The following is a 24122-nucleotide window of genomic DNA, read 5'->3' on the forward strand; positions in this document are numbered from 1 at the left end:
CGCTAGCGTGGCTGTCGACGCCGAACGTCACGCCAGCGTGGCCTCCGCAGCCGTTTGCCCACAACAGATTTGCTCACCCCCGCCGAACGCCACGCCTCTCACCCCCGCCGAGCGTCACCCCGCCGAGCGTCACCCCGCCGAGCGTCACGCTAGCGTGGCTGTCGACGCCGAACGTCACGCCAGCGTGGCCCACGCAGCCGTTTGCTCACCACAGATTTGCTCACCCCGCCGAACGTCACGCTAGCGTGACAGCCGCAGCCGGTCTGCGCACCCGCGACTGGCACGCGCCGCTGCGACACGCTTGATGATGTCGGCCGGACGATCCCCAGACAGCACCCGGATGTCAATCCATCCACGGGCCCTGATCTTCTCTTGCCGCGTGCGATCCCAGTTGTACTGCCAACTATTGACTCGGTGCTGTTCCCCGTCGTACTCCACAGCGACTTTCACTTCCTCCCAACCCATGTCGAGATAAGCGAAAGCCTCGTCCGCCTCGTCGCACACCGTTATCTGGGTGCGCGGCCGCGGAAAACCAGCCCGGATCAGCAGCAAGCGGAGCCACGTTTCCTTTCTCGATTGCGAGCCACCGTCGGCCAGCTCGAGCGCAGTCCGTGCCCGCCGGATACCGCGCCGAGTGGGGTAGCGCTGACAGAGCAATTCCACATCCGCATCCTTGATGTCGACCGCGGCGAATAACGCATCCAGAGCCTCAACGGCATCGTCGGTCGGATACCAGCAACCCATGTCCAAGGCAGTCCGGGCCGGAGTTGTCACCGGCATCCCGCGGACGTGAACAACCTCGTCATCTTCGATGCGATCACCCCGAACCTTCAGACCTGGCAACGGGTTCCGATTAGTATGCAGGATTTCCAAAGGCGCACAAGCGTCGACCCACTTCGCACCGTGCACCGCACTCGCGGTCATACCCGCGACGATGCCTCTCCGTCGCGACCACAGCCATGCCGCTCTGGCCCGCACCTCTGGTGTCAACTCGTCGTGCGGACCGACGTATACGTCACGAAGTAGCTTCTTGTAGCGCGTTCGTAGTGCGCTCTTGACGATATCGCCGTTGGCGACGGCCTCACTGCCGACAAATGGTTCGGGCATGGAACCGTAGGGTTCCACGGCTGCGACAAGTCGTCAGCTCACCGACAGCGCGCGATCCACAACCCGTCACACTGGCTTGACACTCAACGCCCGCCGCCACGCTGGCGTGACGCTCGGCGACCAACAGCGCCGCCGCAACCCCCACCAATCCTGCCCCGCCACACTGGCATGACACTCAACGCCCGCCGCCACCCTGGCGTGACGCTCGGCGACCAACAGCACCGCCGCGCCCCCCACCAACCTTGCCGCGCCACGCTGGCGTGACGCTCGGCGACCAAAGGCGCCGAGCTACGCCAGGGACGACATCTAACCCAGGATCAATCCCGACGTCGGCACCCCGGTACCCGCGGTGACCAGCACATGCTCGACGTCGGGCACCGGGTTCACCGAGGTGCCGCGCAACTGTCGCACCCCTTCGGCGATCCCGTTCATGCCGTGGATGTAGGCCTCACCGAGCTGCCCGCCGTGGGTGTTGATCGGCAACCGCCCACCGATCTCTACGGCGCCGTCGGCGATGAAGTCCTTGGCCTCGCCCCGGCCACAGAACCCCAACTCCTCCAACTGAATCAGCGTGAACGGCGTGAAGTGGTCGTAGATCACCGCGGTCTGGATATCCGACGGCGACAACCCCGACTGCGCCCACAGCTGTTGGCCGACCAGACCCATCTCGGGCAGTCCCAGTTCGGGCCGGTAGTAGCTGACCATCGTGTATTGATCAGGACTCGAGCCCTGTGCGGCACCGTCGATGACGGCCGGGCGCTGTTTGAGATCCTTGGCACGTTCGACCGAGGTGATCACCAACGCCACCGCGCCGTCGGTCTCCTGGCAGCAGTCCAACAGGCGCAGCGGCTCGGCGATCCACCGCGAATTCTGGTGATCCTCAATGGTTATCGGCTTCTCGTAGAAGTACGCCTTGGGGTTCTTGGCGGCGTGCCGACGGTCGGCCACCGAGATGGCACCGAAGTCGCGACTGGTCGCCCCAGACCAGTGCATGTATCGCTGCGCGATCATCGCCACCTGCGCGGCCGGCGTGGAGAGCCCGTGCGGATACGAGAAGGAATTGTCGGCCGACGTCGAATCGGCTTCAGCCGCAGCGCTTCCCACCAAACGTGTCTGTACCTGCCCGAAACGCATCCCGGACCGCTCGTTGAACGCCCGGTAGGCCACCACGACGTCGGCCAGCCCGGTCGCCACAGCCATCGCGGCGTGGGCGACAGTGCCGCACGCAGCTCCACCGCCATAGTGCACCTGCGAGAAGAACTTCAGGTCGCCCATACCGGTGGCGCGGGCGACGGCGATCTCCTTGTTGGTGTCCATTGTGAACGTTGTCAAGCCGTCGACATCGGCGGGCGATAACCCGGCGTCGTCCAACGCATCCCGGACCGCTTCGGCCGCCAGTCGCAGTTCGGACCGACCGGAGTTCTTGGAGAAGTCAGTGGCGCCGATGCCGACGATCGCAGCCTTACCCGAGAGCATTACGCATCCCCGATCGTCAGCGTGACGTTGGCAATCACGTGGTCGCCAAGGCTGTTGCGGCCGAACACCTTCAACGTGATCAGCCCCTCCTCGACCGCGGTCACCTCACCGGAGAAGGTCACCGTGTCGTAGGCGTACCACGGCACACCGAGCCGCAGCCCTATCGACTTGATCCGCGCCGACGGGCCGGCCCAGTCGGTGACGAAGCGTTGCACCAAGCCGGTGTCGGTGAGGATATTGACGAAGATGTCCTTGGACCCCTTGGCCTGGGCCAGGTCCCGGTCGTGGTGCACATCCTGAAAGTCTCTGGTGGCCAACGCCGTTGAAATAATGAATGTCGGCGTGCCCTCCAGCTTCAGTTCGGGCAGCTGCACGCCCACTTCGACCACCGGCGCGCTCATGTCGAAGGCTCCCAAGCGTGAAGCGTCCATTCCGGGCCGCTATCGCCGGCCGGAAAGTCGATATAGGTTGCGCGAACCGGCATTCCGATCTTCACCGCACCAGGATCGACACCCCGCAACTCGCCCAGCATGCGCACCCCCTCCTCAAGCTCCACCAGCGCGATCACGAAGGGCAGCGTGCGGCCCGGCACCTTCGGCGCGTGATGCACCACGAAGCTGAACACGGTGCCGCGGCCGCTGGCCACCGCGTAGTCGACCGGATCGCCGGGCGGCTGCCAGACCGCCGGCACCGGAGGATGCACCAGGCTGCCGTCGCCGCGGCGCTGGATGCGCAACTCGTGGGCTTTGACGCCCTCCCAGAAGAACGCGGTGTCCCGCGACACCGCGGGCCGCATCATTGCATCGGCATCCAGGTCATCCGGCACCGCAGACACGGCTGCATCGGCCTCGCGCGGCTTGAACTTCAATATGCGCCAAGCCATCTCGGCGACGTCCTCGTCACCGACGCGCCAGGTGATGTGCTGGTTTATGAACCAGCCCTCGCCCAGTCCGGTCTGTTTGGGGCCGACCACGTCGCGCATCTCGGAGTGGATGGTGACCCGCTCGCCGGGGCGCAGATAGCGGTGGTAGGTCTGCTCACAGTTGGTGGCGACTACGCCGATGTATCCGGCGTCGTCGAAGAGTTGCATGATCGGGCCCATGGGGTCGTCGGTCGGGCGTTCGCCACCCTGCCCGAACATCGTCCACACCTGAATCATGGCCGGCGGTGCGACAATTCCCGGATGTCCGGCAGCCTTCGCTGCTTCCTCGTCCACGTAGATCGGGTTACGGTCGCCCAGTGCCTCGACCCAGTTGTTGACGATCGGCTGATTCACCGGGTCGCGGGACACGCGCGGTGCGGCGACGACGGTGGCGGTGATCTCCGCGACCGCTTCCCGAATATCCGTCATCGAGGGACCCTCGGCACCTTCAGCCCGGCGGCAGCGATCATCTCACGCATGACTTCGTTGACGCCCCCGCCGAAGGTGATGACCAGGTTGCGTTTGGTCTGCGAGTCCAGCCATTGCAGGAGTTCAGCGGTCTCCGGCTCCGCCGGGTTGCCGTATTTGCCGACGACCTCCTCGGCCAGCCGTCCGATGTACTGAATCTTCTCGGTACCGAAGACTTTGGTCGACGCGGCATCGGCCACGTTGATGTCCTCACCGGCTGCGGCCACCTGCCAGTTCAGCAGCTCGTTGATCCGCCACATCGCATAGATCTCGCTCAGCGCCCGCTTGACGTCGTCGTGCTCGATGGGGGTGACACCGTCGCCACCGGGCTTGGATGCCCAGTCGTGCACGCGGTCGTAGATCCCCGCGGTCCGTCCAGCCGGACCCAGCATCACCCGCTCGTTGTTGAGCTGGGTGGTGATCAACCGCCAGCCGCCGTTTTCCTCGCCGACCAGCATGTCGGCCGGCACCCGGACATCGTTGAAGTAGGTGGCGTTGGTGTGGTGGGCACCGTCGGACAGGATGATCGGTGTCCAGGAGTAGCCGGGATCCTTGGTGTCGACAATCAGGATCGAAATGCCCTTGTGCTTAACGGCTTCCGGGTCGGTGCGGCAGGCCAGCCAGATGTAGTCGGCGTCGTGCGCGCCGGTGGTGAAGATCTTCTGCCCGTTGACGATGTACTCGTCGCCCTGGCGCACGGCGGTGGTGCGCAGCGACGCCAGGTCGGTGCCGGCGTCGGGTTCGGTATAGCCGATCGCGAAATGGACCTCGCCGGCCAGGATCGCCGGCAGGAACTTCTTCTTCTGCAGATCGCTGCCGAATTGCTGCAGGACCGGACCGACCGTCTGCAGCGTCACCGCCGGCAGCGGCACGTCCGCCCGGTGCGCCTCGTTGACGAAGATGGACTGTTCGATCGGCCCGAATCCCAAGCCGCCGAATTCTTTTGGCCACCCGACACCGAGCTTGCCGTCTTTCCCCATCCGGCGGATGACCGCGCGGTAGGCCTCATTGTGCCGGTCGGACTCCATCGCCTTCGCCTCGTCCGACGAAATCAGATTGGAGAAGTATTCCCGCAACTCCGCCTGCAACTGGCGCTGCTCGGGGGTCAGGTCTATAAACATTGCGCTCCCACCAATCCCAGCCGATGAGACGACCCGCCCAGCAGCCGGGTCAGATCTTTGATCGACGAGTAGTACCGGTGCATCGGATAGGTGATGTCCATGCCCATGCCCCCGTGCAGGTGATGGCAGATCTGCATTGCCGGCGGCGCCTGAGCGGCCAGCCAGTACCCGAGGACATCCAAATCGGCGGTGGCGTCGAGCCCCTCGGACAACTTCCACAGCACCGCCTTGGCGGCCAAATCGATGGTGCGCGAAGCGATGTAGACCTCGGCTAATTGCGCAGCAACCGTTTGGAACGTCGACAACGGCTTGCCGAACTGTTTGCGTTCAGCCACGTAGTCGGCGGTCAGCCGCAGCGCGCCGGCCACCAGACCATCGGCGTAGGCGCCGATCATGGCCAGCGCCAACTGATTCACCCGCGCCGGTGCGGCACCGGCCAGCACCTCGGATTCCCCGACCGCAACATCGTCGAAGGTTACCGTGAACTCGTCAGCACCGGTCGACGTCGGCGTCCGGACCAGCCGGACGCCATCGGCCTTCGGCGACACCAACACCACGGCACTGTCGGTGGTCACCACGATCCAGTCGGCCGAATCGGCGTATCCGACACCGACTTTGGTGCCGGACAGCCGTCCGTCGACGAGACTCACCGAGGGCCGGTCCGGCAATGCGCGGCCAGGCTCATTCAACGCCGCCGTCAACACCCCGCCCTTGGCCACGCCGGCCAGAAAGCGGTCCTGCTGCTCGTCGGACGCCAACTCCACCAGCGGCACCACGCCAAATCCCAGGGTGGCCAGGGCCGGGGTGATGGCGCCGTGCCGACCCACTTCGGTCAGCACGGTGCCCACCTCGGAGAGGCCGACACCGTCGCCACCGAGCCGGTCGGGAACCGCCAGCGCCGTGACGCCGCCGTCTGCCAAAGCGGCCCAGGTCGATTCGCGACTCAGAACTGAGGTGACGACATCGGCGACAGCCTCTTGTTCTGCGCTGAGGTCGAAATCCATCAGGAGGTCACCGGGGTCTTACCGGTGTAGTCCACCTGCCAGTGCTTGATGCCGTTGAGCCAGCCGGACCGCAGCCGTTCGGGTTCGGAGATGGGCTTGAGGTCGGGCATGTGGTCGGCGACGGCGTTGAAGATGAGATTGATCGTCATCCGCGCCAGGTTGGCGCCGATGCAGTAGTGCGCCCCGGTGCCGCCGAAGCCGACGTGGGGATTCGGGTCGCGCAGGATGTTGAACGAATGCGGATCGTCGAAGACCTCTTCGTCGAAATTGGCTGAGCGGTAGGACATTACCAACCGCTGGCCCTTCTTGATCTGTACGCCGTTCAGCTCGGTGTCCGCATTGGCGGTGCGCTGGAACGCAGACACCGGCGTCGCCCAGCGGACGATCTCGTCGGCGGTCGTCGAGGGACGTTCCTTCTTGTACAGCTCCCATTGGTCGGGGTTGTTCGCGAAGGCGATCATTCCGTGAGTGATCGAATTGCGGGTGGTCTCGTTGCCCGCCACGGCCAGCATGATGACGAAGAAACCGAATTCGTCGTCGGACAGTTTCTCACCGTCGATGTCGGCCTGGATCAAGGTCGTGACGATGTCGTCGGTGGGGTTCCTGCCCCGCTCGTCGGCCATCGCCATCGCGTACATGATCAGTTCCATCGACGACTGCGCGGGATCGATGTCCGCGTACTCCGGGTCCTCCCCGCCGGTCATCTCGTTGGACCAGCGGAACAGCTTGTCGCGGTCCTCCTGCGGCACACCCAGCAGACCGGCGATGGCCTGCAGCGGCAGCTCACACGACACCTGCTCGACGAAGTCGCCGCTGCCCGCTGCGGCCGCTTCCTTGGCGATGTTCTGCGCGCGCCGGGCCAGCTCGTCCTCCAGCCGGCCCACCGCCCGCGGGGTGAAGCCGCGGGAGATGATCTTGCGCAACCGGGTGTGGTGCGGGGCGTCCATGTTGAGCATGACGTTGCGCTGCAGCTCGACGCTCTCCCGCGTCATCTCTTTGGGCCACGTGGGGATGGCCCCGTTCTGCCAGCTGGAGAACATGTCGCTGCGGCGCGACACTTCCTTGACGTCGGCGTGCTTGGTCAGCAGCCAGTAACCGTTGTCCTCGAAGCCCCCGCACCCGTCGGGCACCTCGACCCAGTGGATAGGTTCGGACGCGCGGAGTTGCGCGAGTTCGGCTACGGGCAGGCCGGCGAGGTTGATGTCGGGATCGAGGAAGTCGAAGTCAGCCGAAATATTTGCGGGTGCCATTCGAGTGTTCTCCTAAAATTGCAACGAGTTCTAGTTCCAGTAAAACACGCCTCCACCGCAGACAAAAGGCGGTCCGGCATCCTCGCTTGTCATAGTAATGAAACGTGTTCTAGCCTGGCTGCATGGGTAACCCGGTAATCGTCGAAGCCACCCGCAGCCCGATCGGCAAGCGCAACGGTTGGCTCTCTGGACTGCACGCCACCGAACTGCTCGGAGCTACGCAGAAGGCGCTGGTCGACAAGGCCGGAATCTCGTCTGAATTTCAAGCCGGCGAGGTCGAGCAGATCATCGGCGGCTGCGTGACACAGTTCGGCGAGCAGTCCAACAACATCACCCGGGTGAGCTGGCTCGTCGCCGGGTTGCCGGACCACGTGGGTGCGGTGACCGTGGACTGCCAGTGCGGCAGCGGCCAGCAGGCCAACGGTCTGGTCGCCGGCCTGATCGCCGCCGGCGCCATCGACATCGGTATCGCCTGCGGGATCGAGGCAATGAGCCGGGTGGGCCTCGGCGCCAACGCCGGCCCCGACCGCAGCATCCTGCGGCCCGCCTCGTGGGACATCGACCTGCCGGACCAGTTCACCGCCGCCGAGCGAATCGCCAAGCGGCGCGGCATCACCCGCGACGAAATCGACGAATTCGGCTACCAGTCGCAAGCGAAGGCCAAGCAGGCGTGGGCGGAGGGCCGCTTCGACCGCGAAATCTCGCCGATCGAAGCCCCCGCGCTCGACGAGAACAAGCAACCGACCGACGAACGTGTCACGATCAGCCGCGACCAGGGCCTGCGGGAGACCTCGCTGTCGGGGCTGAGCGCGCTGAAGCCCGTGCTGGACGGCGGAATTCACACCGCAGGCACATCGTCACAGATCTCCGACGGTGCCGCGGCGGTGCTGTGGATGGACGAAGACAAAGCCAAGTCGCTCGGACTCAAGCCTCGCGCGCGAATCGTCAGCCAGGCACTCGTCGGCGCCGAACCCTACTACCACCTCGACGGTCCGGTGCAGTCAACGGCCAAGGTGCTGGAAAAGGCCGGCATGAAGATCGGCGACATCGACATCGTCGAGATCAACGAGGCGTTCGCATCCGTGGTGCTGTCCTGGGCGCGGGTGCACGAGCCCGACATGGACCGGGTCAACGTCAACGGCGGCGCGATCGCGCTGGGTCACCCGGTGGGCAGCACCGGCAGCCGGCTGATCACCACCGCGCTGCACGAGTTGGAACGCACCGACAAGAGCACCGCGCTGATCACGATGTGCGCGGGCGGCGCGCTGTCGACCGGGACCATCATCGAGCGCATCTGATCGGGCCGTGCCGGTTTCCGACGAGCACCGCATCGCGGCCGCGCAGAGCTATATCGACGCACTGGTGAGCCACGACGCGGACGCGGTGCCGTTCGCCGCCGGTTGCACTCGCATCGAGTTGGGTGTGAAGAACGGTTTCTCCGGAAATCACCTGCGGCGCAGCCTGAGTCGCAACCCGCAGTACCGGATCATCGCCGACGCAACACCCCCGCAATACCGCATCGAGGGCGACGACGTGCACGCGGAGTACGACGTGCTGACCAAGGTGGCGTTCGCCGGCCGCCGGGTCGTCGGACGGGTCACCGAGACCTTCGTGATCCCGGCCGAAAGTCCCAGCGGCAAGGCCGAGATCCAGCACATCCGGGCACGGTTCGTGCCGTTCATCCAGCACTAGGAACCAATGATGCCGAAAGCCCAACCGCGGTACCTGAATTCGCCGTTCACCGATTTCTTCATGAAGTGGATGGCCAAGCTCAATACGTGGATGTACCGCCGCAATGGCGGCGACGGTCTGGGCGGCACCTTCGGCAACAGCCCGGTGGCACTGCTGACCACCACCGGTCGCAAGACCGGTGAACCCCGGGTCAGCCCACTGCTTTTCCTGCGCGACGGCGACCGGGTCATCCTGGTGGCCTCCCGCGGCGGCTCCGACAAGCACCCGATGTGGTACCTGAACCTCAAGGCCAACCCGGAGGTGAAGGTGCAGATCAAGAAGGAAACGCTGGAACTGACCGCCCGCGACGCCACTGACGACGAGCGCGAGCGGTACTGGCCGCAGCTGGTCGCGATGTATCCGTCGTTCGACGACTACCAGTCCTGGACAGACCGCAAAATACCGATCATCATCTGCGACCCCTAACATCTCTTGGCATGACCGACCGGCTGAACGACGTCGTCGCCAACCAGTACGAGAAGTGGACGTATCCCGAGCCGATACAAGATCTCGAGGTGTGGTTGCAGGACGGGTGGCAGTGGTTCGACCCCAGTCACGCGTCCATCCAGTTCTGGCCCGACCGGGACTACAAGCCGGACATGGACATCCTGATCGCGGGCTGCGGCAGCAATCAGGCGGCCATCGTCGCCTATAACAACCGCGCCTCCCGCGTGATAGGGATCGACGTCAGCCAGCGGTCGCTGGACCACGAGCAGTACCTCAAGGACCGGCACGGGTTGTCCAACCTGGAGTTGCACCGCCTCGCGATCGAAGAGGTCTCGACGCTGGGCCGGGATTTCGACCTGATCATGTCAACCGGGGTGCTGCACCACCTGGCGGATCCCGAGCTGGGTATGAAGGCGCTGGCCGATTGCCTGCGCCCGGACGGCGCCGTCGGACTGATGCTCTACGCCAGGTACGGCCGCATCGGAGTGGAGCTGGTGCAGTCGGTCTTTCGCGATCTCGGGCTGCAACAGGACGACGAGGGCATCCGAAAGGTGAACGAGACCATCGCGATGCTCGATCCCAACCACCCCTTCCTGGTCTACCGCGATACGGCACCGGACCTGTATTACGATGCGGGACTGGTCGATACCTGCCTGCACGGCCGCGACCGAAGTTTCACCACGGGGGACTGTCTGGACCTGCTCACCTCGGCTGGCCTGGAGTTCCAGCGCTGGTTCCACAACGCGCCGTACTACCCGCACGATGTCAACAGCCTGGCCAACCCGGCTACCGAGTTCTACGAGATCATCAGTGCACTGCCGCAGCGGCAGATGTGGTCGGTGATGGAGCGGCTGCGCACGGCCAACGCCTGCCACTTCTTCATCGCGACGCACCGCGACCGGCCCAAGGCCAGCTACACCATCGACTTCAGTGCGGCCGAGGCGCTGGACTTCGTTCCGCGAATGCGCCTGAGCTGCAACCTGTCCGGGGCTGTCATCCACCGACCGCACTGGGACATGACCCTCAACGCCACCGAACTGCCCTACGTCCAGTACATCAACGGTCAGCGCACCATCCGCGAAATCGCGGCCGCGGTCGCGCACAACGAAACGGACCCGTTCAAGCTCGGGCTGTATGAGAACTTCGGCCGCGGGCTGTTTCAGTCGCTGTGGCGACTGGACTTCATCGAGATGAGTCTGGAAGCGGTGCGCCGCTAGGGGGTCAGGAACCCGCCCCGTACACCGGAACCGGCGGCCGCGACTTGGCCAGCAGGTCGGTGACGACCGGCCCCAGTTCGGCCGGGTCCCACTTGGCTCCCTTGTCGATCTGCGGTCCGTGCGCCCAGCCTTCGGCGACCCGGATCAGGCCGGCCTCGACCTCGAACACCTTGCCGGTGACGTCCCGGGACTCCACGCTGCCCAGCCAAACCACAAGTGGGGAGACGTTTTCCGGCGCCATCGCGTCGAACCCGCCGTCTTCGGGTGCGGCCATGGTCTCGGCGAACACCGCCTCGGTCATCCGGGTGCGGGCGGCCGGCGCGATCGCGTTGACGGTGATGCCATAGCGTCCCAGTTCAGCGGCACCGACCAGGGTCAGCGCCGCGATGCCGGCCTTGGCCGCCGAGTAGTTGCCCTGCCCGACACTGCCCTGCAGGCCGGCCCCCGAGCTGGTGTTGATGATGCGAGCGTTGAGGTCGTCGGGACCGACGGTGCCGCCCTTAATCTGCCGGCGCCAGTAGCCCGCGGCGTGCCGCAGCGTCGCGAAGTGCCCCTTCAGGTGGACGCGGATCACCGCATCCCACTCGGATTCACTGGTATTGGCCAACATTCGGTCACGAATGAACCCGGCGTTGTTGACCAGCACATCCAGGCCGCCGAAGGTATCGACGGCAGTGTCGATCAGGTTCTGGGCACCCGTCCAGTCGGCGACGTCGTCACTGTTGACCACAGCCTCGCCGCCGGCGGCCTTGATCTCGTCGACCACCTGCTGCGCGGGGCTCTCGCCGGCGGACCCGTCCAGCCCGACGCCGATGTCGTTGACCACGACGCGCGCGCCCTCGGCGGCGAACGCCAAGGCATGCGCGCGGCCGATACCGCGGCCCGCTCCGGTGACGATGACAACCCGGCCGTCAACCACTCCCATGAGTTTCCCCTGTCCTCTACTTGACCGCGCTTGCGTTCGTTGTGGCTAGATAGTGCGGTGGTTCGCCGCCACCGTGTACCTCGAGCGTGGCACCGCTGATGTAGGACGCCGCGTCGGAGGCCAAAAATGCCGCGGCCCAACCGATGTCGTCGGGGCGGGCCAGCCGGCCCAGCGGCACGTTCTTGGAGATCGCGGCGATCGACTCGGCGTCGCCGTAGAACAGATCGGCCTGCTCGGTCTCGACCATGCCGACCACACACGCGTTCACCCGGACCTTCGGCCCCCACTCCACGGCCAGCGTCTCGGTCAGACTCTCCAGGCCGGCCTTGGCCGCGCCGTAGGCCGCGGTGCCCGGACTGGGCCGCCGCCCGCTGAGGCTGCCGATGTTGACGATCGACCCGCCGCTGGGCTGTGCCTGCATCTTGTCGTTGGCGTACTGCGAAACCAGCAGTCCGCCAATCAGATTGAGCTCGATGATCTTGCGGTTGAACTTCGGGCTGGATTCCGCGGTCAGCACGTACGGCGAACCGCCGGCATTGTTGACCACCACATCGAGGCGGCCGTGTTGTTGCACGATCGTCTCGATCAGCGCCTGGACGGCCACTTCGTCACGGATGTCGCAGCTGTGAAACTCGTGCGGAAACCCCTCGACCGGACGACGGGCACAGGTCACCACCGTCGCGCCCTGCCCGGCGAAAACCGAGCTGATACCGGCTCCGACGCCACGCACCCCGCCGGTCACCAGGACCACTCGCCCCGTCAGTCCGAGGTTGATCCCATTCGCATTCGGGGGGGCTGCTTGCGGATTGGTCACTGTGCTAGCGTACCAAGCAAGTGCTTGCTTAGGTAGTTGACCCCAGCGGACCCAGCAGGAAGTGCCATGACGATCACCTCCACCACCCTCGAACCCGGAATAGTCGCGGTCACCGTCGACTACCCGCCGGTCAACGCCATTCCGTCCCAAGGATGGTTCGAACTCGGCGACGCCATCACCGCCGCGGGCCGGGACCCGGAAACCCACGCGGTGATCCTGCGGGCCGAAGGCCGCGGCTTCAATGCCGGCGTGGACATCAAGGAAATGCAGCGCACCGAAGGCTTCACCGCGCTGATCGACGCCAACCGCGGCTGCTTCCACGCGTTCCGCGCGGTCTACGAGTGCGCGGTGCCGGTGATCGCGGCGGTCAACGGTTTCTGCGTCGGGGGCGGCATCGGCCTGGTCGGCAACTCCGATGTCATCGTCGCCTCCGACGACGCGGTGTTCGGACTCCCGGAAGTGGAGCGCGGTGCACTCGGCGCGGCCACCCACCTGTCCCGGCTGGTGCCCCAACACATGATGCGGCGGCTGTTCTTCACCGCCGCCACTGTCGACGCAGCCACCCTGCACCACTTCGGTTCGGTGCACGAGGTGGTGCCGCGGGGCGAGTTGGACGAGGCCGCGCTGAAGGTGGCCCGCGACATCGCCGCCAAGGACACCCGGGTGATCCGCGCCGCCAAAGAGGCGCTGAATCTCATCGACGTGCAACGGGTCAACGCGAGTTATCGCATGGAGCAGGGGTTCACCTTCGAGCTCAACCTCGCCGGCGTGGCCGACGAGCACCGCGACGCGTTCGCCGGCACGGCGAAGGGCAAGAAGGATGAGTGACAAGCGGACCACCCTGGACGACGCCGTCGCCCAGATCGAGAGCGGCATGACCATCGGCATCGCCGGCTGGGGTTCCCGACGCAAGCCGATGGCGTTCGTCCGCGCCCTGCTGCGCACCGACGTCACCGACCTCACCGTCGTCACCTACGGCGGGCCAGATCTGGGTCTGCTGTGCTCGGCCGGCAAGGTGAAGCGGGTCTACTACGGGTTCGTCTCACTGGACTCGCCGCCCTTCTACGATCCCTGGTTCGCCAAGGCGCGCACGACCGGCGCCATCGAGGCCCGGGAGATGGACGAAGGCATGCTGCGCTGCGGGCTGCAGGCGGCGGCACAGCGCTTGCCGTTCCTGCCGATCCGCGCGGGGCTGGGCAGCTCGGTGCCGGACTTCTGGGCGGGCGAACTGCAGACCGTCACCTCGCCGTACCCGACCGACGGCGGTTACGAGAAGTTGATCGCGATGCCGGCTCTGCGCCTGGACGCGGCCTTTGCCCACCTCAACCTCGGTGACGCCCAAGGCAACGCGGCCTACACCGGCATCGACCCCTACTTCGACGACCTGTTCCTGATGGCCGCCGACCGGCGGTTCCTGTCCGTAGAACGCGTGGTGCCCACCGAGGAGCTGGTCAAATCGGTTCCCCCGCAAGCGCTGTTGATCAACCGGATGATGGTCGACGGTGTGGTGGAGGCTCCCGGCGGCGCGCACTTCACCACCGCCGCACCGGATTACGGACGGGACGAGAAATTCCAGCGACACTATGCCGAGGCCGCCTCGACCGACGAGGGCTGGCAGCAGTTCAAGGCGACCTATCTGTCCGGCAGCGAGGACGACTACCAGGCGGCGGTGCGCAAGTTCGGTGAGGAGGCTTCGAAATGAGCGCGACCAGAGTCGAAGTCTGCGCGATCGCCTGCGCTGAATTGTTCAGAGACGCCGGCGAAATCATGATCAGCCCGATGACGAATATGGCGTCGGTGGGTGCACGGTTGGCGCGACTCACCTTCTCGCCGGACATCCTGCTGACCGACGGGGAGGCCCAACTGCTGGCCGACACCCCAGCGCTGGGCAAGACCGGAGCCATCGAGGGCTGGATGCCGTTCGGCCGGGTGTTCGAGACGCTGGCCTGGGGCCGGCGGCACGTCGTCATGGGCGCCAATCAGGTTGACCGCTACGGCAATCAGAACATTTCGGCGTTCGGGCCCCTGCAACAGCCGACCCGGCAGATGTTCGGGGTGCGCGGCTCGCCGGGCAACACCATCAACCACGCGACCAGTTACTGGGTCGGCAACCACTCCAAGCGCGTCTTCACCGAAACCGTCGACGTGGTGTCCGGCATCGGCTACGACAAGGTGGACGCGGACAACCCGGCGTTCCGGTTCGTCAACGTCTACCGGGTGGTCTCCAATCTCGGCGTCTTCGACTTCGGCGGTCCGGACCGGACCATGCGGGCGTTGAGCCTGCACCCCGGCGTCGGGCCCGACGAGGTTCGCGAGGCGACCTCGTTCGAGGTGCACGGCCTCGACGAGGCTGGCGAATCCAGGGAGCCGACGCAGGACGAACTGCGCCTCATTCGGGACGTTATCGATCCGAAAGCGCTGCGCGACAGAGAGATCCGCCAGTGAAGCTGCGTACCCCGCTGACCGAGCTGGTCGGCATCGAGCATCCGGTGGTACAGACCGGGATGGGCTGGGTGGCCGGTGCCCGGTTGGTGTCGGCGACGGCCAACGCCGGCGGCCTCGGGATCCTGGCGTCGGCCACTATGACGCTGGACGAACTGGCAACAGCGATCGGCAAAGTCAAGGCCGCCACCGACAAGCCGTTCGGCGTCAACATCCGGGCCGACGCCGCCGACGCCGGCGACCGCGTCGAGTTGATGATCCGTGAGGGCGTCAAGGTGGCGTCGTTTGCGCTGGCGCCCAAGCCGGAACTGATTGCGCGGCTCAAAGAGGCCGGTGCCGTTGTCATTCCGTCGATCGGCGCCGCCAAACATGCCCGCAAGGTGGCCGGCTGGGGTGCGGACGCGATGATCGTGCAGGGCGGCGAGGGCGGCGGACACACCGGTCCCGTCGCAACCACGCTGTTGCTGCCCTCAGTGCTCGACGCCGTCGAGGGCAGCGGGATTCCGGTGATCGCCGCGGGTGGTTTCTTCGACGGACGGGGACTCGCCGCCGCACTTTCCTACGGCGCGGCCGGGGTGGCCATGGGCACCCGGTTCCTGCTCACCTCCGATTCCACCGTGCCCGACGCCGTCAAGCAGCGATACCTGGACGCCGCGCTGGACGGCACCGTGGTCACCACCCGTGTCGACGGCATGCCGCACCGGGTGCTGCGCACCGGTTTGGTGGAGAAACTCGAAGGCGGCTCTCGGGCAAGGGGTTTCACCGCAGCCGTGGGCAACGCGGCCAAGTTCAAGAAGATGTCACAGATGTCGTGGCGCTCGATGATCCAGGATGGTCTGGCCATGCGGCACGGCAAGGAACTGAGCTGGTCGCAGGTGGTGATGGCGGCCAACACGCCGATGCTGCTGAAGGCCGGTTTGGTCGAGGGCAACACCGAAGCGGGTGTGCTGGCGTCGGGCCAGGTAGCCGGAATTCTGGACGACCTGCCGTCCTGCGCGGAGTTGATCGAGTCCATCGTGGCGCAGGCGATCGAGCATTTACACAAGGCCGCCAACTTCGTGCAGTAGCCGCCCGTGTCAAGTGGGTTACGCTTTCGCATTTATGGCGACCGTCGAGATGGACCAAGCGGCTCCAGAGTCCGCTGCGCACCACGCGCTGCCCGATCCGGGTGAAGCGGTACCCAAGCTCGCGCTGCCGACGATCGGCATCTTCCTCGCATCTTTGACCGGCTTCGTCACAGCGACGCTCGGCTATGTCAACGGATGGTCGCCGTGGTGGGTGACGGTTCCGGTCAACGCCGCGGTGACGTTCGTGATGTTCACCGTGGTGCACGACGCGTCGCACTACTCGATCAGTTCGGCCCGCTGGGTCAACGCCCTGATGGGTCGGCTGGCCTGGACGTTCGTCGGTCCGGTGGTGGCCTTCCCGTCGTTCGGCTACATCCACATTCAGCATCACCGGCACTCCAACGACGACGACCAGGACCCGGATACCTTTGCCTCACACGGGAAGTGGTGGCAGCTGCCGTTGCGGTGGTCGCTGGTGGAGTACTTCTACATCCGCTACTACCTGCCGCGCGTCCGCAGCCGGCCGGTCGGTGAGGTGGCCGAGACGCTGCTGATGTTGGCGCTGAGCATCGCCGGGGTGGTCGCGGCCATCGCCACCGGAAACTTCTGGACGCTGGCGGTGGTGTTCCTCATCCCCCAACGGATCGGCCTGACCGTCCTGGCCTGGTGGTTCGACTGGTTGCCGCATCACGGGCTGGCGGACACCCAGCGCACCAATCGATACCGGGCCACCCGCAATCGCGTTGGCGCAGAATGGCTTTTCACACCGTTGCTGCTGTCGCAGAACTACCACCTGGTGCATCACCTGCACCCGTCGGTGCCGTTCTACCGCTACATCCGCACCTGGAAGCGCAACGAGGAAGTGTACCTGGAGCGCAACCCCGCGATCAACACGGTCTTCGGGCAGCAGCTCAATCCCGACGAGTTCCGGGAGTGGAAGGAGCTCAACGGCAGGCTGGCCGCGGTGCTGCCAGTGCGGATGCCGACCAGGTCCAACTCGCCGCACGCGATGCTGCACCGGATTCCGGTGGCGTCGGTCGACCCGATCACCGCCGACAGCACGCTGGTGACCTTCGCGGTGCCCGAGCCGTTGCAGGATGCGTTCCGGTTCGAACCGGGCCAGCATGTGACGGTTGTCCGGGAGGGTGCGCGTCGCAACTACTCGATCTGTGCGCCCGCCACCCGGGCCCAGTTACGCATCGCGGTGAAACACATTGCCGGCGGAGTTTTTTCGACATATGTCGCCGAGCAGTTGCAGGCCGGCGATGTGCTGGAGCTGATGACGCCGTCCGGGCGGTTCGGCGCCCCGCTGCATCCGCTGCACCGGAAGCACTACGTGGGACTGGTGGCCGGCAGCGGCATCACCCCGGTGTTGTCGATTCTGGCAACCACGTTGGAGATCGAGACCGAAAGCCGGTTCACCTTGATCTACGGCAACCGCACCAAGGAGTCGACGATGTTCCGGGCCGAGCTCGACCGGTTGGAATCGCGCTATGCCGATCGTCTGGAGATCCTGCATGTGCTGTCCGGCGAGTCGATGCACACTCCCGAGCTCCGTGGCCGTATCGATCGTGCCAAGCTCGGCAACTGGCTGACGAGTTCGTTGCCCCCCGACAGCGTGGACGAGTGGTTCATCTGCGGCCCAAAGGAAATGACGACGACAGTGCACGAGCTGCTGGTCGAGCATGGCGTGGACACCGAACGGATCCACCTCGAGCTCTTCCACGGCTTCGAGACGTCCACTGTCGCCGGCGGCCGCTACGAGACTGCGACGGTGACGTTCACATTGTCCGGCACGCAGTACACCTGCGACCTGACCCCGGGCGACTCGGTGCTCGAAGGTGCGTTGCAGGTGCGTGACGACGCGCCGTACGCCTGCATGGGCGGCGCTTGTGGGACGTGCCGGGCCAAGCTGGTCGAGGGCGACGTGGAGATGGATCACAACTTTGCGCTGGGCCGCGCCGAACTCGATGCAGGATATGTGCTCACCTGTCAATCCCGCCCGACCACGCCGTTCGTCGCCGTCGACTTCGACGCCTGACCGGCGCTCCCCGCCCTCCCGGCGCTCCCCGCCCTCCCCGCTCCCCGCTCGGCCCTCCCCGCTCCCCGCGCGACTGTGCATCCGGCGACGCTTCACCTGGGGTTTGCGTCGGCGATTTCACAGTCGGCATTCAGGTCCGCCAACCAGCGGCATGCATCGCGGCGAACACCCGCGAGATGAACGTGCCCTCTCGGTAACGCAGTAGGTCGTTGTGGACCCGAATGATCGTCCACCCCAGATCTGCCAACGCGACCTGCTTGTCGGCGTCCGCCGCGCGTACCGCGGGGTCGGTCCAGTGTTGCGACCCGTCGTATTCGACTCCGACAAGAAACTCCTTGTAGCCCATATCGATCCGGGCCACGAAGTCGCCGAACTCGTCCCGCACCACGATCTGCGTCTGAGGTGCCGGCAACCCGGCATCGATCATCGCTAACCGCGTCCGCGTTTCCGGTGGCGACTCGGCGCCACTGTCGACGAGCGGCAACACCCGCCGAAGTCTGGCCAGTCCCCGTGCGCCGGAATGCTCGGCGATAACTGCCTCGATGTCGGTGATCTTCAGATCAGTCGCATTCGCCAAAGCATCGATCCGCTCGATGGCCCGAAGTCTGTTCGGTGTTCGTCGGCCGATGTCGAAGGCGGTGCGTGCCGGGGTGGTCACGGCCATCGCTCCAATCAGCAGCGTTTCGTGGGGCGCCAGGACGTCGGAGTGGACGATGATGCGCTTTGGCGGTCTTCGGTTGTCGTGCACCAATTCTGCGTCGAGCTCGGGGCCGACCCACTTCGCACCGTGCAGCGCCGATGCGGACGTGCCGGCCAGTACACCGCGCCGACGCGACCAGAGCCACGCCGCCCGCGCGCGCTGGCGCGCACTGAGCCTGATACCGGAGGGGGCGTAGACGCCTGGGTACACCGGTTCATACAGCGCCCGCATGGTGCGCTCCGGGATAGCGCCTGCGGCGAGTGCTTCCGCGGCCCGAAACGGCCAGTCCATCGACGGATCGTGCGCCCGCCCTGCGGTCGCGGCCAGTCACTCATCCCCAACCCTGCCGACAGTGCGAATCGCGACGCAAAACCCAGGTGGAGGGTCGCCAGACGCACACTCGCGCGGGAGGGCGGGCACGCGGGCGGGCGCGGGAGGGCGCGCGGGAGGGCCACCGGGTCGGGCGCGCGAAACTACAGCCGTTCGATGATGGTGACGTTCGCGGTGCCGCCGCCCTCGCACATGGTCTGCAGGCCGTACCGACCGCCGGTGCGCTCCAACGTATTCAGCATGGTGGTGAACAGCTTGGCTCCGGTGGCACCCAGCGGATGCCCGAGCGCGATCGCGCCGCCGGACGGGTTGACCTTCTCCGGGTCCGCCTTGATCTCCTTGAGCCACGCCATGACCACCGGCGCGAACGCCTCGTTGATCTCGACCGTGTCGATGTCGTCAATGGAAAGCCCGGTCTTCTCCAACGCATAACGGGTGGCTGGGATGGGACCGGTGAGCATGAACACCGGGTCGGCGCCGCGGGTACTGATGTGGTGGATGCGCGCACGCGGGGTCAGGCCGTGCTCCTTGACGGCCTGCTCGGAAGCCAGCAGCACCGCCGAAGCGCCGTCGGATATCTGACTGGCCATCGCCGCCGTCAGCCGGCCGCCCTCGACCAATGTCTTCAGCCCCGCCATCTTCTCCAGCGACGACTCACGTGGTCCTTCGTCGACCCGGAACGACCCGGATTCGGTTTCCACGGTGACGATTTCGTTGTCGAAGTTACCCCCGCGGATGGCCGCGAAGGCACGCTCGTGACTGGCCAGCGAATACTGCTCCATCTCCTCGCGCGAGAGGTTCCACTTCTCGGCGATCAGTTCGGAGCCGCGGAATTGGGAGATCTCCTGGTCGCCGTAGCGGTGCAGCCACTGCTTGGACTCGTTGGTCGGCGAGGTGAACCCGAACTGCTCGCCGACGGTCATCGCCGAGGAGATCGGGATCTGACTCATGTTCTGCATGCCGCCGGCCACGATCAGATCGGCGGTACCCGACAGGATCGCTTGTGCCCCAAAGGAAATAGCTTGTTGACTTGAGCCGCACTGCCGGTCGACGGTGACGCCGGGCACCTCTTCGGGATATCCCGCGGCCAACCACGACAACCGGGCGATATTGCCGGCCTGACCGCCGACGGCGTCGACGCACCCGGCGATCACGTCGTCGACGGCGCCCGGGTCGACGTCGTTGCGGTCGAACAGTCCGCGCCAGCCCAGCGCGCCCAGGTCGACGGGATGCACCCCGGCCAATGCGCCCCCGCGCTTGCCAACCGCGGTACGCACAGCGTCGATGACATAGGCCTCCGCCATTTCAGACTCCTTCTTTTGCGATCCCGCCCAGCACAATGGCGAGGTATTTCCGACCGACTTGCTGGGCGGTGAGCGGTCCGCCCGGTTGGTACCAGCGCACCGACACCCAGGTCGTGTCGCGGATGAAGCGGTAGACCAGGTCGACGTCGAGATCGGGCCGGAAGTAACCCTCCTCGATGCCCTGGTGCAGCACGTCGACCCACATCTTGCGCTGCTGTTTGTTGCGGTCCTCGAGGTAGGAGAACCGCGGCTGCGACGACAGCCGTTGCGCTTCGTCCTGGTAGATGACCACCTGGGCGTGGCGGTGCTCGATCGCCTCGAAGGATGCCATGAACAGGCCCTTGAGCCGCTCCAGCGGGTTGGGTTCGCTGTCGACGATTTCCCGGTAACGCAGAAAGAGCCAGTCCAGGAAGCCGCGCAGCAGTTCGTCGACCATTTCCTCTTTCGAGGCGAAGTGGTGATACAGGCTGCCGGACAGGATGCCCGCGCCGTCGGCGATGTCGCGCACCGTGGTGGCACGCAACCCGCGCTCGGCGAACATCACCGCAGCGAGTTCCAACAACTCGTCGCGGCGGCTGTTAGCCTGGCCGGCCACGCGCTCCACCGGGTCAGCGTATCAACCAAGCGCTTGCTCGGCCAACGGGCCTCCCCGCGAGGGGGTCAGCGCATCGTCACCACGGGTGGGCTCTGCGACACGTCAGCTTTCGCGCTCACGTAGGAGCGCACCTGACCTGACTTGGTCCCGCCGGCCTTGGTCTGGGCGGTCAGCGGAAAGATGACGTCCCCGGAAACCCGTGCGTCCAAATGATATTGGTCGAAGAACGCTACGCTCAGACCACTCACGTCCGGCTTACCCCAGACCACGGTGCCGTCGACCAGGTCGTAATCGCGTGCCCGCTGTGGGCAGCCGGGCGGCGCCAATTGCGCGGACCGCGTGCACTGAGTCAATTGCGCCGATATGGCTGACATGATCGCCGACTGCCCGGAATCGCTCAGCTCGAAATCCAAGCTGCCGAAACTGCCGGTGGACAGACTGTCGAGCAGGTACGGCTTCTTCAGCTTGACTGCCACATTCGCGTTGGTGCTGCCCGCATTCACCCAGCCTGGGAACACATACGCCGGCGACTTGCCGACCGCGGTTCCGAAGAACGTCAAGGTCTCGAACGCCTTGTTGTCGACGGAACTGACCGTGTCGATCTTGATCGCCGCTTGATCGATCTTCCATTCCTTGCCGGACCTCTTGGTCGACAACGTCACATCGGAGATGTTCTCGCCGAACTTCGCGCTCACGTGAACCTGGCCGAAACTCAGCGCGCCGGAGTCGCCGAGGATCTTGATGTCGGTGATGGGCCAATGCGCGATCTGCTTCTTGAGGATTTCGTCGGTGAGGAATTCCTTCGACCCCGGCTGATCGCTGCCGTAGCTCAGGGCCGTCTCCGCGTCGCCCCGCGCCAGTGCCTCGAGATATCCCTTCACCGCGTCCCCGGCGCTGCCCGATCTGCCGTCACTTCCGGACGACACCACCGCGATCACGACGAACACGACAACCACGACGACGACGGCGGCGGCGACACTCAGGGCGATGATGAGCGGCTTTCGGTTGCGCGGGCCCGGTGGTCCGAACTGGCCGAAATGCTGGGGACCCGACGGCCACTGCTGGTAGCCCGACTGCGGCTGCCCCGGCCACGCCGGAGGGGGCGGCACCGGCGGCGCGGACCCGGGCTGCGGCAGCTGCCAACCGGCCTGGGTCGCACCGTCAGCGGGATTTGGGGCCTGGCCCCATGGACCCGTAGTCACCACAAACCTTCTTTCCCAGCGTTGCTCATCAGCTATGTGCATCCCCCCCGTTGAACGGCCCGTAACCGATGCCAGGCCTCGGCTGATCCTAAGTCGTCTCGTTGCGGTTATTCCGCGCTCGATCCGGCCGCCGGTGGCCGGCCGTCACGGTGCGAGGCGACGTTCGGTCGCGCATTGTCGACCGGGCGGCGCCAATTCCGCGAAACACCACACAATCCGTTCGTCGCGTCGTATGTTCTCCCGGGTCGAATTTTGCTCAGTCAGTCCACAGTTGCTCCGACACAGGAAGGGCCGGAATCGTGTTGTACCTGACGTTGCCGCCGGAGATCAATTCACTGCGGATGTTCGCCGGAGCGGGAGCGGCGCCGATGCTGGAAGCGGCCACCGCATGGTGCGGACTGGCCGACGAACTGGGCTCCGCCGCGGAATCTTTCGGCTCGGTGACCGCCAACCTGGCCGGACAGGTATGGCACGGTCCGGCAGCTATCGCCATGGCCGCCAAGGCGGCTCAGTACACGACGCTCCTGAACTCGGCATCGGCACAGGCGACCGTCGCGGCCGCCCAAGCTACCGCGGTGGCAAGTGCTTTCGAAGCGGCCAAGGCGGCCACCGTCGATCCCCAGCTGATCGCAGCAAATCGCAACACCATGCTGAACCTGTTCCGCTCCAACATCTTCGGGCTCAACGCTCCGGCCATCGCGGCAGTCGAGGGAATCTACCAGGAGTTCTGGGCCGCCGACGTCACCGCGATGCTCGGCTACCACGGCGCTGCGTCCGCGGCGGTCGCACAGCTGTCGTCCTGGCAGCAGACGCTGTCGGAACTGCCCGGTATCGGCCGGCTTGTGGCCAGTGCGCAGGATTTCAACCTGGGCGTCGGCAATCGAGGCAGCGGCAACGTCGGCAGCGGCAACACCGGTGCCGGCAACTTCGGCAACGGCAATCGAGGCAACTCGAACGTCGGCGGGGGCAACAACGGCAACGCGAACATCGGCGGCGGAAACTACAGCGACCGCAACGTCGGCTTCGGGAACACCGGCGCGGGCAATTTCGGACTCGGGAATCTCAGTGTCGGTTTTGACAAAGGCGGCAACGCCGGCGCCGGTAACTGGGGCAACTTCAATTTCGGTTTCGGCAACAACGGCACCGCCAACATCGGCGCCGGTAACAACGGCGAGTACAACATCGGTTTCGGCCTCGACGGCAACAGACTGATCGGCATCGGCAATGCGTACTACAACCTGTCCACCGGACAGTTCACCTTCCACGGCCTGAACTCCGGCAGCGGCAACATCGGCTTCGGCAACTCAGGATCCAACAACATCGGCTTCTTCAATTCCGGCAGCGGCAACGTCGGCCTGTTCAACACGGGCAGCAACCCTTACGCCCCGGGCAGTCTGAGCAACCTGGGCATCGGCAATTCCGGCTTCGGCAACATCGGTTTCGGAAACTCGGCGAGCGGAAACTTCGGCATCGGCAACTCAGGCGTATTGAATACGGGCTTCGGTAACTCCGGCGGATTGAACACCGGTTTCGCGAACGCGGGCGTACTCAACACGGGGATGGACAATTCCGGCGACTACAACACCTTCGACGGAAACTCGGGCAACACCAACACCGGATTCTTCAATGCCGGCAACGCCAACACCGGCGTCGGGGTTATCACCGATAGTGGCGCAGCCACCTCGGGATTCGGTAATACGGGTCTGAACGTCAGTGGCTTCAACAACAGGGCCTCCGGCGGATTGGTGAACGGCAGCATGTCGGGCTTCTTCAACTCGGCGGGCGGAGCAGACCCCATGCTGGGTGAGAACGGCCGCGTCTCCGGCTTCTTCAATGCCGCGGTACCCGAACCGAACTCGGACCTCGTCAGCGGCTTCACCACCGGGTTATGGAATATGGGTTCGCAAATGGCGGGCCTGTTCAGCATCGCCGGACTGCTGAACACCCCGTTCTGACGAC

The 24122-nt window shown here is 65.5% G+C and carries 23 protein-coding genes; 10 read left to right on the forward strand and 13 right to left on the reverse strand.

Translation table 11 applies throughout. From position 1 onward, the window contains the following. Nucleotides 1-240: 240 nt before the first annotated feature. From AC5Y6Y_RS23300 to AC5Y6Y_RS23330, 7 genes are all read right to left on the reverse strand, one after another. On the reverse strand, nt 241-1107 hold the full coding sequence (locus tag AC5Y6Y_RS23300; protein WP_473140344.1) for a hypothetical protein: 867 nt from the start codon (nt 1105-1107) through the stop codon (nt 241-243). Between the two features lie 306 nt (nt 1108-1413). Continuing rightward, nucleotides 1414-2583, reverse strand: a complete 1170-nt coding sequence (ltp2, locus tag AC5Y6Y_RS23305) for a 17-hydroxy-3-oxo-4-pregnene-20-carboxyl-CoA lyase (RefSeq protein ID WP_473139805.1) — start codon at nt 2581-2583, stop codon at nt 1414-1416. Continuing rightward, the gene (locus AC5Y6Y_RS23310; RefSeq protein WP_463828622.1) at nt 2583-2984 is read right to left on the reverse strand and encodes a MaoC family dehydratase; all 402 of its coding nucleotides are present in this window, start codon (nt 2982-2984) and stop codon (nt 2583-2585) included. Before AC5Y6Y_RS23310 ends, ltp2 begins: the two co-directional genes overlap by 1 nt. Then, nucleotides 2981-3934, reverse strand: coding sequence for a bifunctional MaoC family dehydratase N-terminal/OB-fold nucleic acid binding domain-containing protein (locus tag AC5Y6Y_RS23315; RefSeq protein WP_473139806.1), 954 nt, complete (start codon nt 3932-3934; stop codon nt 2981-2983). The genes AC5Y6Y_RS23310 and AC5Y6Y_RS23315 overlap by 4 nt, the downstream gene beginning before the upstream one ends. Continuing rightward, nucleotides 3931-5094 carry an acyl-CoA dehydrogenase FadE29 gene (fadE29, locus tag AC5Y6Y_RS23320; protein WP_473139807.1) on the reverse strand — a complete coding sequence of 388 codons (1164 nt, stop codon included), beginning with the start codon at nt 5092-5094 and terminating at the stop codon, nt 3931-3933. The genes AC5Y6Y_RS23315 and fadE29 overlap by 4 nt, the downstream gene beginning before the upstream one ends. Beyond that, a complete protein-coding gene (locus AC5Y6Y_RS23325) occupies nt 5085-6098 on the reverse strand; it encodes an acyl-CoA dehydrogenase family protein (RefSeq protein WP_473139808.1) in 1014 nt (337 codons plus the stop codon). The genes fadE29 and AC5Y6Y_RS23325 overlap by 10 nt, the downstream gene beginning before the upstream one ends. Continuing rightward, a complete protein-coding gene (locus tag AC5Y6Y_RS23330) occupies nt 6098-7348 on the reverse strand; it encodes a cytochrome P450 (RefSeq protein WP_463828618.1) in 1251 nt (416 codons plus the stop codon). The genes AC5Y6Y_RS23325 and AC5Y6Y_RS23330 overlap by 1 nt, the downstream gene beginning before the upstream one ends. Before the next feature lie 122 nt (nt 7349-7470). On the opposite strand from AC5Y6Y_RS23330, the gene AC5Y6Y_RS23335 reads away from it, so the two are divergent. Genes AC5Y6Y_RS23335 through AC5Y6Y_RS23350 form a run of 4 tightly spaced genes read left to right on the forward strand, consistent with a single transcriptional unit; the run spans nt 7471 to nt 10743 of the window. Beyond that, nucleotides 7471-8646, forward strand: a complete 1176-nt coding sequence (locus AC5Y6Y_RS23335; RefSeq protein ID WP_473139809.1) for a steroid 3-ketoacyl-CoA thiolase — start codon at nt 7471-7473, stop codon at nt 8644-8646. 7 nt (nt 8647-8653) lie between these two features. Next, nucleotides 8654-9040 carry a DUF8021 domain-containing protein gene (locus AC5Y6Y_RS23340; RefSeq protein ID WP_473139810.1) on the forward strand — a complete coding sequence of 129 codons (387 nt, stop codon included), beginning with the start codon at nt 8654-8656 and terminating at the stop codon, nt 9038-9040. A 9-nt stretch (nt 9041-9049) separates the two neighbouring features. Then, on the forward strand, nt 9050-9505 hold the full coding sequence (locus AC5Y6Y_RS23345; RefSeq protein WP_473139811.1) for a nitroreductase family deazaflavin-dependent oxidoreductase: 456 nt from the start codon (nt 9050-9052) through the stop codon (nt 9503-9505). 11 nt (nt 9506-9516) lie between these two features. After that, nucleotides 9517-10743, forward strand: a complete 1227-nt coding sequence (locus AC5Y6Y_RS23350; protein WP_473139812.1) for a class I SAM-dependent methyltransferase — start codon at nt 9517-9519, stop codon at nt 10741-10743. Nucleotides 10744-10747: 4 nt separating this feature from the next. Here the strand turns inward: AC5Y6Y_RS23350 and AC5Y6Y_RS23355 are convergent, their stop codons facing one another. Continuing rightward, nucleotides 10748-11668 carry an SDR family oxidoreductase gene (locus AC5Y6Y_RS23355; protein ID WP_463828613.1) on the reverse strand — a complete coding sequence of 307 codons (921 nt, stop codon included), beginning with the start codon at nt 11666-11668 and terminating at the stop codon, nt 10748-10750. Nucleotides 11669-11684: 16 nt separating this feature from the next. Then, nucleotides 11685-12482, reverse strand: coding sequence for an SDR family oxidoreductase (locus tag AC5Y6Y_RS23360; protein WP_473139813.1), 798 nt, complete (start codon nt 12480-12482; stop codon nt 11685-11687). Nucleotides 12483-12548: 66 nt separating this feature from the next. Between AC5Y6Y_RS23360 and echA20 the strand changes: the two genes are divergently transcribed. The 5 genes from echA20 to AC5Y6Y_RS23385 are packed head-to-tail and all read left to right on the forward strand — an operon-like array spanning nt 12549 to nt 18032. Next, nucleotides 12549-13310, forward strand: a complete 762-nt coding sequence (echA20, locus tag AC5Y6Y_RS23365) for a (7aS)-7a-methyl-1,5-dioxo-2,3,5,6,7,7a-hexahydro-1H-indene-carboxyl-CoA hydrolase (protein WP_473139814.1) — start codon at nt 12549-12551, stop codon at nt 13308-13310. Then, complete coding sequence (ipdA, locus tag AC5Y6Y_RS23370) at nt 13303-14184, forward strand: cholesterol ring-cleaving hydrolase subunit IpdA (protein ID WP_473139815.1); 882 nt, start codon at nt 13303-13305, stop codon at nt 14182-14184. Before echA20 ends, ipdA begins: the two co-directional genes overlap by 8 nt. Then, nucleotides 14181-14927: a cholesterol ring-cleaving hydrolase subunit IpdB gene (ipdB, locus tag AC5Y6Y_RS23375; RefSeq protein WP_473139816.1), complete on the forward strand. Its 747-nt coding sequence runs from the start codon at nt 14181-14183 to the stop codon at nt 14925-14927. Before ipdA ends, ipdB begins: the two co-directional genes overlap by 4 nt. After that, the gene (ipdC, locus tag AC5Y6Y_RS23380) at nt 14924-15991 is read left to right on the forward strand and encodes a (3aS,4S,5R,7aS)-5-hydroxy-7a-methyl-1-oxo-octahydro-1H-indene-4-carboxyl-CoA dehydrogenase (protein ID WP_463828608.1); all 1068 of its coding nucleotides are present in this window, start codon (nt 14924-14926) and stop codon (nt 15989-15991) included. The genes ipdB and ipdC overlap by 4 nt, the downstream gene beginning before the upstream one ends. 34 nt (nt 15992-16025) lie before the next feature. Next, nucleotides 16026-18032 (forward strand): fatty acid desaturase, encoded by a 2007-nt coding sequence (locus AC5Y6Y_RS23385; RefSeq protein WP_473139817.1) that lies wholly within the window; start codon nt 16026-16028, stop codon nt 18030-18032. 130 nt (nt 18033-18162) lie between these two features. On the opposite strand, the gene AC5Y6Y_RS23390 is transcribed toward AC5Y6Y_RS23385, so the two are convergent. The 4 genes from AC5Y6Y_RS23390 to AC5Y6Y_RS23405 form a co-directional block, all read right to left on the reverse strand. Then, a complete protein-coding gene (locus AC5Y6Y_RS23390) occupies nt 18163-19023 on the reverse strand; it encodes a type IV toxin-antitoxin system AbiEi family antitoxin (RefSeq protein WP_473139818.1) in 861 nt (286 codons plus the stop codon). Between the two features lie 182 nt (nt 19024-19205). Then, nucleotides 19206-20366 (reverse strand): steroid 3-ketoacyl-CoA thiolase FadA6, encoded by a 1161-nt coding sequence (fadA6, locus tag AC5Y6Y_RS23395; RefSeq protein WP_473139819.1) that lies wholly within the window; start codon nt 20364-20366, stop codon nt 19206-19208. A 1-nt stretch (nt 20367) separates the two neighbouring features. Then, nucleotides 20368-20970 carry a TetR family transcriptional regulator KstR2 gene (gene kstR2 / locus AC5Y6Y_RS23400; protein ID WP_463828605.1) on the reverse strand — a complete coding sequence of 201 codons (603 nt, stop codon included), beginning with the start codon at nt 20968-20970 and terminating at the stop codon, nt 20368-20370. 56 nt (nt 20971-21026) lie between these two features. Next, nucleotides 21027-22163, reverse strand: a complete 1137-nt coding sequence (locus AC5Y6Y_RS23405) for a hypothetical protein (protein ID WP_473139820.1) — start codon at nt 22161-22163, stop codon at nt 21027-21029. Between the two features lie 341 nt (nt 22164-22504). On the opposite strand from AC5Y6Y_RS23405, the gene AC5Y6Y_RS23410 reads away from it, so the two are divergent. Next, nucleotides 22505-24118, forward strand: coding sequence for a PPE family protein (locus tag AC5Y6Y_RS23410; RefSeq protein ID WP_499919319.1), 1614 nt, complete (start codon nt 22505-22507; stop codon nt 24116-24118). Nucleotides 24119-24122: the final 4 nt, after the last annotated feature.

Source organism: Mycobacterium sp. NGS24 (assembly GCF_059813065.1).

Coding starts and splice junctions, on each gene's coding strand:
- AC5Y6Y_RS23410 (WP_499919319.1), top strand. CDS start 22,505: ATGTTCGCCGGAGCGGGAGCGGCGCCGATGCTGGAAGCGGCCACCGCA.
- ipdB (WP_473139816.1), top strand. CDS start 14,181: ATGAGCGCGACCAGAGTCGAAGTCTGCGCGATCGCCTGCGCTGAATTG.
- AC5Y6Y_RS23355 (WP_463828613.1), bottom strand. CDS start 11,668: ATGGGAGTGGTTGACGGCCGGGTTGTCATCGTCACCGGAGCGGGCCGC.
- fadE29 (WP_473139807.1), bottom strand. CDS start 5,094: ATGTTTATAGACCTGACCCCCGAGCAGCGCCAGTTGCAGGCGGAGTTG.
- AC5Y6Y_RS23330 (WP_463828618.1), bottom strand. CDS start 7,348: ATGGCACCCGCAAATATTTCGGCTGACTTCGACTTCCTCGATCCCGAC.
- AC5Y6Y_RS23390 (WP_473139818.1), bottom strand. CDS start 19,023: ATGGACTGGCCGTTTCGGGCCGCGGAAGCACTCGCCGCAGGCGCTATC.
- echA20 (WP_473139814.1), top strand. CDS start 12,549: ATGACGATCACCTCCACCACCCTCGAACCCGGAATAGTCGCGGTCACC.
- ipdA (WP_473139815.1), top strand. CDS start 13,303: ATGAGTGACAAGCGGACCACCCTGGACGACGCCGTCGCCCAGATCGAG.
- fadA6 (WP_473139819.1), bottom strand. CDS start 20,366: ATGGCGGAGGCCTATGTCATCGACGCTGTGCGTACCGCGGTTGGCAAG.
- AC5Y6Y_RS23345 (WP_473139811.1), top strand. CDS start 9,050: ATGCCGAAAGCCCAACCGCGGTACCTGAATTCGCCGTTCACCGATTTC.
- AC5Y6Y_RS23335 (WP_473139809.1), top strand. CDS start 7,471: ATGGGTAACCCGGTAATCGTCGAAGCCACCCGCAGCCCGATCGGCAAG.
- ltp2 (WP_473139805.1), bottom strand. CDS start 2,583: ATGCTCTCGGGTAAGGCTGCGATCGTCGGCATCGGCGCCACTGACTTC.
- AC5Y6Y_RS23350 (WP_473139812.1), top strand. CDS start 9,517: ATGACCGACCGGCTGAACGACGTCGTCGCCAACCAGTACGAGAAGTGG.
- AC5Y6Y_RS23300 (WP_473140344.1), bottom strand. CDS start 1,107: ATGCCCGAACCATTTGTCGGCAGTGAGGCCGTCGCCAACGGCGATATC.
- AC5Y6Y_RS23385 (WP_473139817.1), top strand. CDS start 16,026: ATGGCGACCGTCGAGATGGACCAAGCGGCTCCAGAGTCCGCTGCGCAC.
- AC5Y6Y_RS23310 (WP_463828622.1), bottom strand. CDS start 2,984: ATGAGCGCGCCGGTGGTCGAAGTGGGCGTGCAGCTGCCCGAACTGAAG.
- AC5Y6Y_RS23325 (WP_473139808.1), bottom strand. CDS start 6,098: ATGGATTTCGACCTCAGCGCAGAACAAGAGGCTGTCGCCGATGTCGTC.
- AC5Y6Y_RS23315 (WP_473139806.1), bottom strand. CDS start 3,934: ATGACGGATATTCGGGAAGCGGTCGCGGAGATCACCGCCACCGTCGTC.